This is a genomic window from Wolbachia endosymbiont of Oedothorax gibbosus, assembly GCF_936270145.1.
In the GTDB taxonomy this organism is placed as follows: domain Bacteria; phylum Pseudomonadota; class Alphaproteobacteria; order Rickettsiales; family Anaplasmataceae; genus Wolbachia.
Genome location: NZ_OW370537.1, coordinates 1,494,970 through 1,510,040 on the forward strand (window position 1 = coordinate 1,494,970; position 15,071 = coordinate 1,510,040).

At 34.1% G+C, this 15,071-nt stretch carries 13 protein-coding genes, 1 tRNA gene and 2 pseudogenes; 8 read left to right on the forward strand and 8 right to left on the reverse strand.

Features of this window, described 5'->3' with window-relative positions; genetic code table 11:
• The first annotated feature begins 29 nt into the window (after positions 1–29).
• Positions 30–927: pseudogene (locus tag NBW37_RS07925) on the forward strand (IS5 family transposase).
• Between the two features lie 256 nt (positions 928–1,183).
• On the opposite strand, the gene NBW37_RS07290 reads toward NBW37_RS07925, so the two are convergent.
• On the reverse strand, positions 1,184–3,709 hold the full coding sequence (locus tag NBW37_RS07290; RefSeq protein ID WP_250296352.1) for an AsmA-like C-terminal region-containing protein: 2,526 nt from the start codon (positions 3,707–3,709) through the stop codon (positions 1,184–1,186).
• 144 nt (positions 3,710–3,853) lie between these two features.
• On the opposite strand from NBW37_RS07290, the pseudogene NBW37_RS07930 reads away from it, so the two are divergent.
• Positions 3,854–4,782, forward strand: a pseudogene (locus NBW37_RS07930) (IS5 family transposase).
• Here the strand turns inward: NBW37_RS07930 and NBW37_RS07305 are convergent.
• A protein-coding gene (locus tag NBW37_RS07305; protein WP_250295836.1) for an IS630 family transposase occupies positions 4,769–5,780 on the reverse strand; the annotation gives its coding sequence in 2 pieces (ribosomal slippage) (positions 4,769–5,266 and positions 5,268–5,780; 1,011 coding nt in all). The pseudogene NBW37_RS07930 and the gene NBW37_RS07305 overlap by 14 nt on opposite strands.
• Positions 5,781–5,950: 170 nt before the next feature.
• On the opposite strand from NBW37_RS07305, the gene NBW37_RS07310 reads away from it, so the two are divergent.
• The 3 genes from NBW37_RS07310 to pnp are packed head-to-tail and all read left to right on the forward strand — an operon-like array spanning position 5,951 to position 8,784.
• Entirely contained in the window at positions 5,951–6,211 is a 261-nt protein-coding gene (locus NBW37_RS07310) for a hypothetical protein (RefSeq protein WP_250296355.1), read from the forward strand.
• A 12-nt stretch (positions 6,212–6,223) separates the two neighbouring features.
• On the forward strand, positions 6,224–6,496 hold the full coding sequence (gene rpsO, locus NBW37_RS07315) for a 30S ribosomal protein S15 (RefSeq protein WP_006279944.1): 273 nt from the start codon (positions 6,224–6,226) through the stop codon (positions 6,494–6,496).
• A gap of 14 nt (positions 6,497–6,510) precedes the next feature.
• Positions 6,511–8,784 carry a polyribonucleotide nucleotidyltransferase gene (gene pnp, locus NBW37_RS07320; RefSeq protein WP_250296356.1) on the forward strand — a complete coding sequence of 758 codons (2,274 nt, stop codon included), beginning with the start codon at positions 6,511–6,513 and terminating at the stop codon, positions 8,782–8,784.
• A gap of 306 nt (positions 8,785–9,090) precedes the next feature.
• Here pnp and rpe read toward each other — a convergent pair whose 3' ends face one another.
• Entirely contained in the window at positions 9,091–9,780 is a 690-nt protein-coding gene (gene rpe, locus NBW37_RS07325) for a ribulose-phosphate 3-epimerase (RefSeq protein ID WP_250296358.1), read from the reverse strand.
• Positions 9,781–9,897: 117 nt separating this feature from the next.
• On the reverse strand, positions 9,898–10,326 hold the full coding sequence (locus NBW37_RS07330; protein WP_250296359.1) for a zinc-ribbon domain-containing protein: 429 nt from the start codon (positions 10,324–10,326) through the stop codon (positions 9,898–9,900).
• 75 nt (positions 10,327–10,401) lie between these two features.
• Between NBW37_RS07330 and dapD the strand changes: the two genes are divergently transcribed.
• A complete protein-coding gene (dapD, locus tag NBW37_RS07335) occupies positions 10,402–11,232 on the forward strand; it encodes a 2,3,4,5-tetrahydropyridine-2,6-dicarboxylate N-succinyltransferase (protein WP_250296361.1) in 831 nt (276 codons plus the stop codon).
• A 6-nt stretch (positions 11,233–11,238) separates the two neighbouring features.
• Here dapD and NBW37_RS07340 read toward each other — a convergent pair whose 3' ends face one another.
• Entirely contained in the window at positions 11,239–11,523 is a 285-nt protein-coding gene (locus NBW37_RS07340) for a DUF2610 domain-containing protein (protein WP_250296363.1), read from the reverse strand.
• A complete protein-coding gene (locus NBW37_RS07345; protein WP_250296364.1) occupies positions 11,524–11,907 on the reverse strand; it encodes a hypothetical protein in 384 nt (127 codons plus the stop codon).
• An 82-nt stretch (positions 11,908–11,989) separates the two neighbouring features.
• Between NBW37_RS07345 and NBW37_RS07350 the strand changes: the two genes are divergently transcribed.
• Positions 11,990–13,033: a class I SAM-dependent methyltransferase gene (locus NBW37_RS07350; RefSeq protein WP_250296365.1), complete on the forward strand. Its 1,044-nt coding sequence runs from the start codon at positions 11,990–11,992 to the stop codon at positions 13,031–13,033.
• Positions 13,034–13,150: 117 nt separating this feature from the next.
• Here the strand turns inward: NBW37_RS07350 and NBW37_RS07355 are convergent.
• Positions 13,151–13,237, reverse strand: a tRNA-Ser gene (locus NBW37_RS07355).
• Between the two features lie 145 nt (positions 13,238–13,382).
• Between NBW37_RS07355 and NBW37_RS07360 the strand changes: the two genes are divergently transcribed.
• Positions 13,383–14,255: an IS982 family transposase gene (locus tag NBW37_RS07360; RefSeq protein WP_250295817.1), complete on the forward strand. Its 873-nt coding sequence runs from the start codon at positions 13,383–13,385 to the stop codon at positions 14,253–14,255.
• On the opposite strand, the gene NBW37_RS07365 is transcribed toward NBW37_RS07360, so the two are convergent.
• Positions 14,199–15,056, reverse strand: a complete 858-nt coding sequence (locus tag NBW37_RS07365) for a DUF2163 domain-containing protein (RefSeq protein WP_250296367.1) — start codon at positions 15,054–15,056, stop codon at positions 14,199–14,201. The genes NBW37_RS07360 and NBW37_RS07365 overlap by 57 nt on opposite strands.
• Positions 15,057–15,071 lie beyond the last annotated feature (15 nt).

Here is a 15,071-nt window from a genome sequence, read left to right on the forward strand (position 1 = left end):
AATAGCCATTTAACCTTGAAAGAAAAAATATGCCACAAAAAATGAGGGTCAGTAACCATAGCGAATATAACAAATTTCTAGAAAAAAGAGGAAATATTTTTCATTATATCAACGAAGCCATAGAAAAGTGGTACGAGAATGGTTCAAAAATACCAGGTGGCAACAATATTTATAGCGATAAAGTTGTAATTTTGGTGCACATAATAACTTGTTTATTTAGAATAGGCCTGAGTTGGGTTTATAGCAGGATACCTTGAGCAAATTGGGAAAAATTTGCAAGTTATCAGCTATTCACAAGCATCAAAAGAAACTCAATATTAAGATCAATGATTGCAGAAAATAATATGGAAGATATCGAAATTGCTATAGACAGTACAGGAATTAGTATATACAACAACACATAGCAAAGAAAATAGCGAAGATAGAAAGTATCGCAGCTATGAACAGACAAGAAAATTGCATGTAATGTTGAATACAAACAGCAAAAAAGCCATAGCTGTAAAATACAGTAACGGTGTCTACTCTGATCACTATGGAGCTTGTGATTTGCTAAAAGAAGTTGATTTTCAGTATGTCATAAAAGTACTATATGCAGATAGGGCATATGACAGAGAAAAGCTCTATAAGCTGTGTAATCAATATGGTATAAAAACGAAAATTCCTCCGAAAAACAACGCAGCAGAGCATCCAAAATTGGATTATATGCTTGATAGAAATGCCGCTATTCAGTTAATGAAATTACATGGTGAGAATGGTATAAAAAGATGGAAAGAAGAAGTAAATTACGGAAAAAGATCGTATATTGAAGGATTTTTCTCAAGGTTGAAGCGAATATTTGGGTTTAGTTTTAGGAGCAAATCTGAGATTAATCGTGAGAAGGAACTGCTACTCAAGTGTTATTTGCTTAACAAATTTACTGATGGCTAAGTTTGAGATAGCTTCATGAATTTATTGTACGTTACCTACTATCCGAAGAGCGATGCAACAAAGCCATCCCAATGTCAACTACTTAGATGACAAGAAAGAAGCACTGGCTCTTGGATGGAAACCAGTGTCAGCTACTTTCATAACATCGTTTACTATGTCCATATTGCAATGTTCGTACAGTTGTATGTCACGCTACTTGGATGACAGGAGGTAATGCAAAAAGCCTATTGTTCCCTAAACCGTACACCTAAGTAAATTAACTATTTTTCTTGCCAACCAGAGCGATGAAGATTTGGTCTACATCAAAACTCATCTTAGGACGCCAAATAGGGCCATCCAAATGCATATCGATATAGATTGGATTACTATAGTTTGGTGGTATGAAAAAGAACCTGAATATAGAAGCTAAAGCGAAGTTAGATAAGGTTAAATTAGAAGAGATCGACCCTGATGCTTGATCAATCCCGAATTGTAAACTAGTTGAACATATACCACTCTTAATACTTGCTTTTCCGCTAATATTTTCAAAAAATGTTTTACCGTTATATATATCAACATAAGCAAGTGTGGAAATTTCAGACCTATTCTTACTGCTTAACAAATTAGTGATAAATGAATTGAAATCTACATTAGTAACTTCTATTCCCTGCGCTTGTAGGTTTACATCTCCTGATAAGCTATTAGCCCAATCATGAAAACTTTTTCCTTGAGTTTTGATTTCACCACTTAAGCTTATCTGACCATTTACATTGTCAATTCCTATAACCTTACCAATCTTTTTAGTGTCAAAATTGGAAATGAAAAATTTTGCATACATTGAATCTAATCTTAAATAACCCTGAAAAAACACTTGCCCATGTTCTAATACGTAACTTACCTGCCTAATAGTGATAGTGTTGTTTCTCATTACCGCATCCAAATTAAAATCTTTCAAAACATTCTGCTCGGTTCTAAATTCTGCAGTATTGATTTGCACATTTGCGTCAAAGCCTTCTTTATCATCCAAGAAATTAAGCTGCTTTGTTGACCATTGAATTTGATCTATCTCATTTCTTGAGTTTCTTTTTACCTCTACTAAATTTGGTAATTTAAAGATATTTCCATTAAATTTATTGCCCGTAAGGTTCACATCTAATAAAGGTTTGGCGTATTTTTGATCTACTAATATTTTTGCACTACCGGTAATATCGAAATCTTCTCCAGATAGCTTTATTTTATCTGCAACTAGCTTACCTTTTTCCATTTTTAGCAAAAAATCCAAATTTTTAATTTTCGTATCATTCAATGTAAAGTCATTAACACTGGCCTTTATATTTGCGTCATACTTAGAATTTTTGAGCCATTGCATTTTAAACAAACTGCCAAATAATGAATAATCGTATTTATCTGCATTAAGATTATGCATGCTAAACTTACCATTGATTGTATTGTGTTTTTTTGTGTGGCTTACTCTGATTGACCCTTCCAAAAATTCCTTATCATTTGTTAATCTAATTTCTGAAATAGATAATATTCTTGGTGCAAGGTGCAGTTTAGAACTTAGTGTAAATTGATTTTTCTGGTTTTCTTTCATCTTTATAGAAGGGAAAAAACATGAAATGAATGACTCAAAATCATTTCCTTCTACTAACAAATCACCGTTAAATTCAGATAGGGCATTATTATTTGAGATCTCTCCTGATAAGTAAGATATGTTATTGATTCCAGGAAATTTAAGAAGCGTATTAACTTTTATTTTGCCATCAGTGGATTTTAGTACAGCACGGAAATTGTCCAATATTTTGTTTTGATATTGAATGTTAGAAGCTTCCATATTAAAATTTAAGCTCAAGTTCTTTGGCACAACTGCTCTAAAGCATTCCAGAAGGTCTTTCATATTCGTTGTTCTTTGTGAATCATTTTGTATGGAATCTAAGTCAACTTTACTGAAGTTAATATTGAAATTAGTGTGATTGCCTTTTCTATCATTTTGTATTGTACCACTGGCTTGCATGCTTTTGGAATCAATTTTTAAGTCAGTTGCCGTAAACTCACTTTCATTAAGACTTATATTGGATGATATCTTGATATTTTCGCCAGGAATAACACAAGAGAGAAAGCTAAGATTAATAATTTTTGCTAGATCACTCACAGAACCGGAACTGTTATTAATTGTTAATCTTAAATCACCCTGAAGTTCTTCTTGATTTCTATTACCTGTAAATAATAAATTTACAAAATTTGATTCAACACTGATGTGTACATTCTTTTTTGTGATATCAACCTTTCCTGAAAAATCGTAATTATTATCACCTACCTTTACTTCACCAAAAAACTGCTTATTTTTTTTTACAGCAACTTCCTTTATGTTAACAATATCAGCGTTAAAACTTACTTGGCTGTCTTTTATTACTATATCACCACTGGCTTTTGTATTTATAATATTAATTAAATTTTCTTTATTGCTTTTCATGCCAAACAATGTGATTGATTTTGGTTGCAACGAGAATAAAAGCAACGATAGGAACGATGGCCTTATTTCAATTTTTCTTACACTAATTAAATCTGATAACTTTTGCTCTTTATTTTCGTTGTATTGTACATATACATTATAAATAGTGAGCTTTGGAGTAATGAGTGAAACTTCAACTTTCCCTCCAATATGCACCTTAGCATCATAAGTCTTCTCTAGCTCTTTTACGATGTATTCCCTGTAGCCACTCCAATCTTTAAAAGTTGCTCCAATGTGCATGAGAATGAGTAGCAACGAGATTGATAATATGGCATATAAAGAAAGTCTCATAATAGGCCTCTCATTCCAGCATCCTTTCATCTTGTCAACCCAGTACTTGACACTGATGGCTTTGTTGCATCGCTCAAGTGAAAAGAACTGGCAGTTACTGACAAAATTCATTATAAATAGCCATTTAACTGTTGAAGAAAAAATATGCCACAAAAAATGAGAGTCAGTAACTGCCATGAATATAACAAATTTCTCCAAGAAAGAGGAAGCATTTTTTGTTATATCAATGACGCCATAGAAAATTGGTACGAGAATTGTCCAAAAATGCAGGGCGGCAACTATATTTATAGTGATAAAGTTGTGATTTTGGTGCATATAATCGTCAGTTTCTTTAGAATTGGTTTAAGACAAACAGTCGGGTTTATAAAAGGGTATTTGCAACAAATAGGAAGAGATTTGCAGCTATTCACAAGCATCAAAAGAAACTTAATATTAAGATAAATGATTGCAGAAAATAATATGGAAGATATCGAAATTGCTATAGACAGTACAGGAATTAGTATATACAACAACACACAGCAAGGAAAATAGCACTGACAGAGTGGCTATGAGCAAACGAGAAAATTGCATGTAATGTTGAATATAAACAACAAAAAAGCCATAGCTGTAAAATACAGTAACGGTGTCTACTCTGATCACTATGGAGCTTGTGATTTGCTAAAAGAAGTTGATTTTCAGCATGCCATAAAAGCACTATATGCAGATAGAGCATGTGATAGGCACAAGTTTTATAAGTTGTGTAACGAATATGATATAAAGACAAAAATTCCACCAATAAACAATGCAGCAGAACATCCAGAAATAGATTATATGTCTGACAGGAATGCTGCTATTAGGTTAATAAAATTATACGGTGAAGATGGCATGAAAGAATGGAAAAAAGAAGTAAATTATGGGAAAAGATCTTATATTGAAGGGTTTTTCTCAAGATTAAAGCAAATATTCGGATTTAGTTTTAGGAATAAATCTGAGATAAATCGAGAAAAAGAACTAAATGCTATTTGCTTAATAAATTCACTGATATTGGTATGGCTAAATTTGAGATAGTTATACCAACCCTCATAAATAACTAGACAAATAATTCACAGAGCAAATGGTTTTGATCGAACTTTCCGTAATATCTCGAATAAATTCAGATACAGCATTTTCAAGTAATTTAATAGAGTCATACATCTTGTTCTTTATTATATTTTCCTTTAAATGTTGCCAAAATCTTTCCACAGGATTGAGCTCAGGCGAGTACGGCGGCAAATAAATTATGGTGATATTTTCAGGAGTTTTTAAACCTTTAGACCTATGCCAACTTGCGCAATCCATGATAAGAAAAGCTTCTCTAGTCCCCAAATCTTTCGACATCTGCTCCAAAAATATGTTCATGCAATCTGTGTTTACATGTGGAGCAAGTAGGCTAATATCCTCTCCATTCCTGGGATTTACAGCGCTGTAAAGATAGAAGTTTTCTCTTCCGATTTTTACTTTAACTTGTGTTCTTGAGCCCTTTTTAAACCATCCATGTCCAACTTTTGAGTGCGTTCCAAATCTCGATTCATCGAAAAAAAACCTCCTTTTTCCGGTTCTTTTCCACAATTTCATTGAGATTTTTTTTGAACTCCTCTTGTTTGTTTTTGTCTTGTTTATAATGTGCTGGACGAGGTGTGATATATGTAAATCCTAGCTTCTTCATAAGCCTTCTCGCCGTTGACTCACTTACTTTGATAGCTAACATTCCTTCAACTATACCTTGCAATTTTTTAGCAGTCAGATTTGCCCCATCTTCTTCTATTACCTCTCTTATTTTTTCCTTCTTCTCCTCGTTCAGTTTTGGTTTAGGTCCTCGCCCTGGCTGTATTGCAAACCCAATAACACCTTTTTCTTTAAATCTTGCAATCCATTTCATTAATGTCGTTCTCGTAATTCTATATATTTTAGCAACTTTTGAGATACCATACTCCTTTGCTGATATTATTGCTTGTAACCTTCTTCCTATCTCTCCTCTTATTCCATATTTTTTTAATTCTAACTTGCATTGATTATATAGTTCTTCTCCTATTGCTTTACTTTTTCCTGCCATAAACTACATATTTATTCTTTCTAGCCTCAATTATTTGTAGTTTTTACTATTTGTCTATCTATTAGTGGAGATTGGTATTACATGAATTTACCATAAATCACCATCTCATAAAGTGTGATGCAACAAAGCCATCCCAGTGTCAGCTACTTGGATGACAGAGGGGGGGTGGGATGACAGAAGATGATGGAGTGACAGGGAGTGATACAAAAAATTTCGTCATCCCCATTGAATCGGCTTTAAAATCGATGTTCAAAGTTGAAATTTCCCCAGAAGATGCGGGGAAAATCAGAAAAGGTCAGGAAGTTGTATTAAATAACTTGCGTAATTTAAAGAATTATGATATTTGTTGTACGATAGTGGGTAGTGTACCTATTGCAATCTGCAGTTTTATTTATGGTTGTGTGAAACCTATTCGTGTTTTTAATATTTAAAATGAGGTTTAGATGTCGATAACATCCGAAAAGAAAAAGAGTTTGATAAATATATATGCAATCAAAGAAGATGATACAGGTTCATCTTTTGTACAATGTGCAATTTTGACCGAGAGGATCAGTAACTTAACTGAGCATTTTAAAGTGCACAAGCATGACCATCACTCTAAGCGTGGTTTACTTATATTGATAGGTAGAAGACGCAAGCACTTAAATTATATAAAGCGTAAATTTGGTAATGAAGCCTATCAGGAATTAATAGAAAAGTTAGGCATTAGAAAATAATCGAGGAATTTAGTATGTTTAAAATTATAAAAAAATCTATAGAGTGGGGTGGTCGTGCCTTATCTTTAGAAACAGGAAAAATAGCACGCCAAGCTCATGGTTCAGTAGTTGTAAATTACGGTGATACTTCTGTTTTAGTAACTGTTGTAAGTAAAAAGAAGGAAGAAAATGTTGATTTCCTACCTTTAAATGTACAGTTTATCGCAAAAAGCTATGCCATGGGTAAGATCCCTGGCGGCTTTTTTAAAAGAGAAGGCAAGCCATCTGATAGAGAAACTTTAATCTCAAGAGTAATAGATAGAAGTATAAGACCACTATTTCCAGAAGGATTTAATGATGAAATTAGTGTGGTATGCAATCTATTAACTTATGATACAGTCAATCCTCCTGAAGTGCCAGCATTGATTGGTACTGTTGCAGCTCTTGCAATTTCTGGTGTTCCTTTTCACTTTACTATAGCTGGAGTGATGGTTGGTTGTGATGAAAATAATAACTATATACTCAACCCTTCTGTTCAAGAGATGAAAGCAAGCAGCTTGGATCTGTTTTTGTCTGGTGATGAAAATTCGATTTTAATGGTTGAGTCAGAAGTGAAAGAGCTCTCTGAAGAAAATGTTTTTAATGCAATAAAATTTGGCCATGAACACCTTAAGCCTGTCATTAAGCTCATAAAAGAGTTTGCTGATACAATTGGCAATAAACCTGAGAGCTTTGCTCCTATCGACGTATTAGATATAATGCAAGATCTTGAAAAGCACAGTAAAGATTTTGAAAAAGCATATTCGCAAACAGTAAAACAAGAGCGAGTTCAAGCTCTAGAAGCAATCAGAGAGAATATATTAAATACTCTTAAAGAAACTGGAAAAGACGAAAAGTTAATTGCGTATGCGGTAAAAAACTTTGAAAGATCTTTAGTACGTGAAATAATTAGGAAGAAAAGTGTAAGGATAGACGGTCGTAAGCATGATGAGATACGCCAGATAGAAGTTGAAGTTGATATTCTGTCCAGAACTCATGGTTCTGCACTGTTTACAAGAGGCAACACTCAGGCACTGGTTGTTACTGCTCTTGGCACTACTCAAGATGAGCAAATTGTGGATGATATTGAAGGGGATAGACGTGAGCATTTCATGTTGCATTATAATTTCCCTCCATTTGCTGTTGGAGAGGCTTCTGCTATACGTGCACCAGGAAGGAGAGAAATCGGTCATGGCAAACTTGCTTGGAAAGCAATTCATCCTGTTTTACCCGATAAGTCTGAATTTCCTTATACAATAAGAGTAGTGTCCGAAATTTTGGAATCTGATGGTTCTTCTTCTATGGCAACAGTTTGTGGGACTTCTCTTGCTTTAATGGATACTGGTGTACCAATAAAGGCCCCTGTTGCTGGAATTGCTATGGGCCTTATTAAAGATAAAGACGAGTATGTAATACTTTCCGATATATTGGGTGATGAAGATTATCTTGGTGATATGGACTTTAAAGTAGCAGGAACTAGTGAAGGGATTACGGCACTACAAATGGACATGAAAATTTCTGGTATAAGCTTTGAAATTGTTGAAAAATCTTTAGAACAGGCAAAAGCTGGAAGATTACATATTTTAGAAAAAATGAATGCAGTGATTTCAGAACACAGTAATGATGTCAAAGATCATGCACCAAGAATGTTATCATTTTACATAGATAAAGACAAAATTTCTGCTGCTATTGGTGCTAAAGGAAAAAATATACGCAGTGTGTGTGAAAGAAGTAATGCAAAAATTGAAATAGGAGATGATGGTAAAGTTTCTGTTTTTGCCACAAGTGGCACTGAAGCTGAAATTGCAAAGAGTATGATGATTGATTCAATAACAGAACTAGAACAAGGTTCTATAGTTGATGTCAAGGTTGTAAGAATAGAGAAGTCTATTGTAGAGCTTGAATTTCTTAATGGCAGAAAAGGAAAAATGCACATAAGTGAAGTAGCTAATGAACACATAGATTCTATAGAGAGCATACTTAAACAAGATGATACTTTCAAAGCACTAGTAATTGACTTCGAAAAAGGTGGATGTCCAAAATTGTCAAGACGTCGGGTTGATCAAGAGACGGGAGAATTTTTTGAAGGTGAGCTTTACAACGAGGAAAGGAAAGATAGTCCAAATGACAGGGATAATTATTACAATAATTCATTTAATAGAAAACCTGGAGGAAATCACCATAAGAGGCCTTCTCGTCCTCGTTCTGGTTTCAGCAACAGAAATAGGCCGAAATTTGGTAATAATGATTCATCATCAGGTTTTTATTAAGAGTACTCCTGTCATCCAAGTAGCCTTTGACTACTTGGACCAGAAACTTTTTCACATTGGTAGACAATAGAAATGGTTTGTGTTAACTAGCTAAAGGTCTTAGGTTTGCCAACATTCTGCTACGTGTTAGTGGCTGAGATACCGTGCATAGCTGTACGAACATTATGATTTGAGAAGCAATTTCCACTAGGAAGGTGTCATTCCAGTGCCTCTATGATGTCATCCCAGTGTCAAGTACTGGGATCTGATGGGCCAAAATCACAATATTCGTACAGTTGTGCGCAGTATGACGTAGGGCTGCACTAGCTATATAGGATTACCACGATGGATTTTAAGATCGTTTACGGCCTTCTTAATATCTTCAGCCTTGAATATCGCCGATCCCGCAACTAAAATATCTGCACCTGCTTTTATTATATCAGCTGCGTTTAGGGGACTCACTCCACCATCTACTGAAATTTGTGTTTTAAGACCACGCTCTTGTATCATTTTTTTTATAGTAGATATCTTGTTCAACTGCGAATGAATAAATTCCTGCCCTCCAAAGCCAGGGTTGACTGTCATAATCAGCACAATATCTAGCTCATGTATTATGTATTCAAGCACACTTGGGGAAGTTGAAGGAACAATTGAAACTCCAACTTGAATCGGTTTTTTTGCGTCGTTTACATTTTTGTATGACTTTATCTTTCTTATCAACCTCTCAAGGTGTATTTCTGCTTCTGCATGTACAGTGATAATATCAGCACCAGCATTTATAAAGCTTTCAATGTGGTTGCCAGGAGATTTGACCATTAAATGCACATCAAAAGGAAGATTGCTATATTTACGTATTGCAGAGATAACGCTAGGACCAATTGTAATATTTGGAACGAAATTCCCATCCATAACGTCTATGTGTATGTAATCCACGCCTAAATCGCTAATTTTTCTTACTTCTTCTCCTAATTTTGCAAAGTCTGCTGAAAGTATAGAAGGTGCAATTTTAATACTCATGAGCTGTTTTTTACTAAAAAATAACTTATTTTTAAAACTCTGTCACCCTAATACTATTTGCATCATCTGAGTAGCTATAGGAACTGGATACCGATATCGGCGATGGTTTATGCCTATTTAACTAGATCTTAAATTAGATAAAAAAAGGTAGTCTTGATAAAACTTATTTACAGCAAGTTTTTTTACATTTGGACTTTCTGTTTGTTCTTTTTTGTACCCTAATTTATAGCTTATTGAATCCTTATATAAACTGATCGTTTTGTATGCTTTGTTCATCTCTCTAGGAAAGATGCCATTAGCAATTACGACGCATAACCCTGTAGCTGTTGCAAAAGCTAGAGTGGTAAATGCTAGATTTTGTAAAAAATTCTTTCCATTAACTTTTTTTTCCTGTATATTAGCAGAGGGCGACTTATTTGACACTTCTTCTAGATATTCATGCCATATGTAATTGCAGTTCGTACATTTCACTTTTCTTCCAGACGCGCCAATTTGCTTAGGAGATACTAAGTAAGTTTTAGTACAACTATTACATTGTATTTTCATAGCACTTACATATAAAGTAGTAACAAGCTCAAATGATACAGAGCTACAAATTTAATATCAATATATATATAACAAATGGAAGGTTTGCAACTAAAAAAAACACAGAGTGAGATAGAAAATATTTGGAAAAATAGAGAAAAATTTAATGACTGTAATCTAAAGAAAACAGCAAGAATAGCAATTAAAGAGGTAATTGAGCTCTTAGATAGTGGCAAAATTAGAGTAGCAGAAAAGCTATCAAGTGGAGAATGGGTAGTACATAAGTGGATAAAGCAGGCAATATTATTACATTTTCTCACTGAAGAAAACAAAATAATAGATAATACCAATTGCTGGTTTGACAAGATCGGTAACAAGTTTAGTGAATGGAATGAGGAAAAATTTCACCGGTTAAAAATTAGAGCAGTTCCTGGGTGTTTTGTCCGCCAATCTGCTCATATAGGTACAAATGTTGTTCTAATGCCAGGTTTTATCAACGTTGGTGCATATGTTGATTCAGGAACAATGATAGATACCTGGTCAACGATTGGTAGCTGTGCGCAAATAGGAAAAAACTGCCATATTTCCGGTGGAGTGGGAATAGGTGGAGTTCTTGAGCCTATTCAAGCTTCACCTGTCATTATAGAAGATAATTGCTTTATCGGAGCACGTAGCGAGGTGGCTGAGGGTGTGGTAGTGAGAGAAGGATCAGTCCTTGGCATGGGTGTGTTTATTGGGGCATCAACAAAAATTATTGATAGAGAAACTAGCGAGGTGTTTTATGGCGAAGTGCCACCTTATTCTGTAGTGATACCAGGGTCTATTCCATCTAAAAATAACATTTCAACCTATTGTGCAGTCATAGTGAAAAAAGTGGATGAAAAGACGAGATCGAAAATCTCTATAAATGAAATATTGAGAGATTAAACTATCTCACTGCTTGTCGTCACTTTTTTTATCATTATTACTAACCACAGTAATGGCATACGCGCATAGCTCTGAGAAAGAGACTCCATTTTCTTGAGATAATTTATATAATTTTTGTAGACTTTCTTTTACTTTATTAGGGATATTCCCTCCACGTTCTTTTACAAGCCAGGAATCTTGATGATGAATTGGATGAGCATCACCTTTTGGATTTCCTATGTATATTGCAAAAGGTGAACTTTGCCCTTTGAAGTCACATTGTACAGTAAATTTTTTTATAGATTCAGCCATTTAAAGACCTCTACTTTTCTTTTTGGTTGATTTTATAGCAGGTGGAAGAGGTGGTTTCTTTATAAAATCTTGTCTATTGACAACACTTTCTTTACCTTCCAAAGCTCGGCGAACATCAGCTCTGCTCAATTGCGACTCTTTTGCTACCTTCATTCCATGCTTTGCCATAATATTAGCATATGCTAATACTTTTTTTACCAATTCTAGATCACCATTTAGCATTTGAACTAGCACTTGAAATACCTCTGCTAAAGTGAGCCCATCAGCATTTATAACCTTATTCTCTATGAGATTGACAACTTCTTCAAATTTGTATTTAATATCATCATCTTGAGAAGCAAGATCAGTATCTTGATTGTTCATAATAGAAGCACTATTACTCATAAACTTAAGTTTATACTATATATATATAAATACTCCACTATTTTATATCATGATACGCTATAGTTAAACATTTATTAATAACATGCTCACTTATATACACGAATTAATTAACAAAAGTCAAGGATCAATCTCCATCAGTGATTTCATGAATGCCGTTTTGTACCATGAAAAATACGGCTATTATACGAGTAAATTACCACTTGGTAAGGATGGTGATTTTACTACCGCACCTGAGATCAGCCAATTATTTGGTGAAGTAATTGCAGTTTGGATAATGCATACATGGGAAAAATTAGGAAAGCCATCAAAATTTTCTCTAGTTGAACTTGGGCCAGGCAAAGGAACACTCATTCACGATATAGTAAGAGTCACTAAAAAGTACAGCAGCTTTTTTAATTCAATGTTGATCCACTTAGTTGAAATAAGCCCTACTTTACGGAAGATACAAAAGGAAAAATTAAAAGGCTTAGGTGTTAATTGGCACAAAGATATTGACAACCTACCAGAACAACCAACCATTTTTTTAGCAAATGAGTTCTTTGACGCTCTTCCGATAGATCAGTTTGTTTACCGCGATGGGCAGTGGTACGAAAATAGGGTAACAAAACAAGATGATGGAGTGTCATTCCAGTGCGTGGCACTGAAATCCAGAAAAAAAGAATTATGGGTTCCAGTATTAGCGACTCAGACGACAAATGGAAAACTTTTTAATGGTGCAGTGGTGGAAATATGTTCAGTTGGGGTTGAAATATTAAAAAAACTTGAGAAGAAGATATATAATAATAAAGGAGCTGCGTTGATTATAGATTATGGTTATGTATATCCTGGATATAAGAGCACTTTGCAATCGATAAAGCAACATAAGTATGCTAATTTTCTTGAGAATGTTGGTAATAGTGATATTACTGCACTTGTAAACTTTCAAGTATTAAAAGATTCATTAAAACACGTAGATTGCGAGATTTTAACTCAAAGAGAATTTTTATATCTTTTTGGAATAAAAGAAAGAACCCAGGCTTTAATGAAAAGCGCAAGTGATGAACAAAAGAATAGGATCTTTAGTGAATTCTTAAGGTTGACTGAAAATATGGGCACTCTTTTTAAAGCAATGCTATTGATAGTATAGCTAAAATAATTTATGTTATTGGGAATGTTGTAACAAAATTAGGTATATTGGTACATACCTAAGTGGGGTAAAAGGAGGCTGACATAGCGGGTTTTATACTATTCTAGAAGTTATATACGGAAAAGGGGGGATTCGAACCCCCGACATATTTTCATATGTGCACGCTTTCCAAGCGTGTGCTTTAGACCACTCAGCCACCTTTCCATGTATTCATAATATTGAAAATTATGCTGCTAAACAATATAAAAACCTGGTATATAACCCCAGTTGCGGATTAGAAGTCAGTGAAAAAGATAGGGAAATAGGGTAAACTCCGGAAACATATTATCAAAAAGTAGAGAGGTTACCCATGAATAAAAATGTAACAGAATTATTTTGCTTTGTAGACGATTTTTGCAAGGCTATAAACAAAAATTTCGCAGAAAAACTCCTGCCAAACAGTAAAAAACCTACCAGAACGCCAGAGATTACGCATTCTGAAATTCTTACTATAATTTTACTTTATCAACAATCTAGATGTGAGGACTTTAAATCTTTCTATACATATTATTTGAAAGCACTATATGGATCTGAGTTTCAAAATTTGCCAACATATAGTAGATTTATTAGGCTAAAACCGAGGGTTTTATGGTATTTAGCATTACTTTTGCAATGGCTATGTGAGCAGTCGAAAATGACAGGGATTTCGTACATAGATGCAACATCTATCGCTGTTTGCCATCCAAAAAGAATCTCAAGAAACAAAGTTTTCAAAGGATTGGCAAAGCTTGGAAAGACTACATATGGCTGGTTTTTTGGTTTTAAATTGCATATGGTAATTAATGAAAAAGGTGAAATTCAAGGAGTTACACTTACTAAAGGTAACGTTGACGACAGAAAACCAGTACCAAAATTAACTGAAAAACTGACTGGTCTTTTGTTTGGTGATAAGGGCTATATAAAGAAAGAGCTCTTTGCAAAACTCTTCGATAGAGGACTAAAACTCGTTACCAAAGTAAAAAAAGGTATGAAAAACACATTAATGCTACTTGAAGAAAAGATTTTTTTAAGAAAAAGGTCGATTATTGAAACAGTTTTTGGCTACCTAAAAGACAGACTTGAGCTTGAGCATTCAAGGCACAGGTCTCCAATAAATTTCTTGGTGCACGTCTTTTCCACATTAGTTTCATATTCCATGAAGCCTAAAAAGCCCTGTATTTCTAGATTTTACTATATTGATTAATCCGCAACTGGGGTGTATATAGGGTTCACCACGAAAATTTACAGTATTGTTAAACTTGTTTTTGCAAGTTGGAAATGTTTTATCGCAACCTGCGAGTATTGAATATTTATCTCCAGCAAAAATTTGGTATGAAGGCGAAGTAAACAACGTAACTACTTTATTTTTATATTCTTTTACTACACCTTCAAACGCTGTTGAGCCAAAGAATTTCACTACTCCGTGCTTATAATATTCATCACTCTCAGTTAAATTCGTGTCTTCAAATCTTCTTTCATCTATTACTTTAGTGATTGTACTTATTTTACTAAATTTTTTAGTATCGGCTTTACATTTATCATCGCAAAATTGTGCTCTGCATGCAGGAGAGTATAATTCTGCTATGCTTCTCTCAAGCTTTGCTGAGAGCCCTCTAATTTCAACAATAAATCTTCCACTACTTAATGTCACTTTACCAAAAGTTCCTGAATGTAGATTCATTGTCCCCTGGGTCAAGTCTTTATAATTCACAAGAAATATTTCAATATTTGCAAAGTCGTACTTTCCTGATAAAACATCTTTTTCTTTAATATCAACACTATTTAATATCCCTTCAATTTCTAGATTATCAGTTTTTAAATCGCTGTTTAATATTATACTACTGGCTGTAAATCCACTTGAAGATTTATAGAGTATATTATCAATATTTAAATCTTCATCATAGTCAGTGAATCCCATTACTTCTCCACCTGCGAGCTTTAATTTCCAGCACGTAGCAGTGGTAAGTAATTCTCCAGCTAAATGATTTTTTAGTGTGGTTTGCATAGGGGCCTCCTGTTT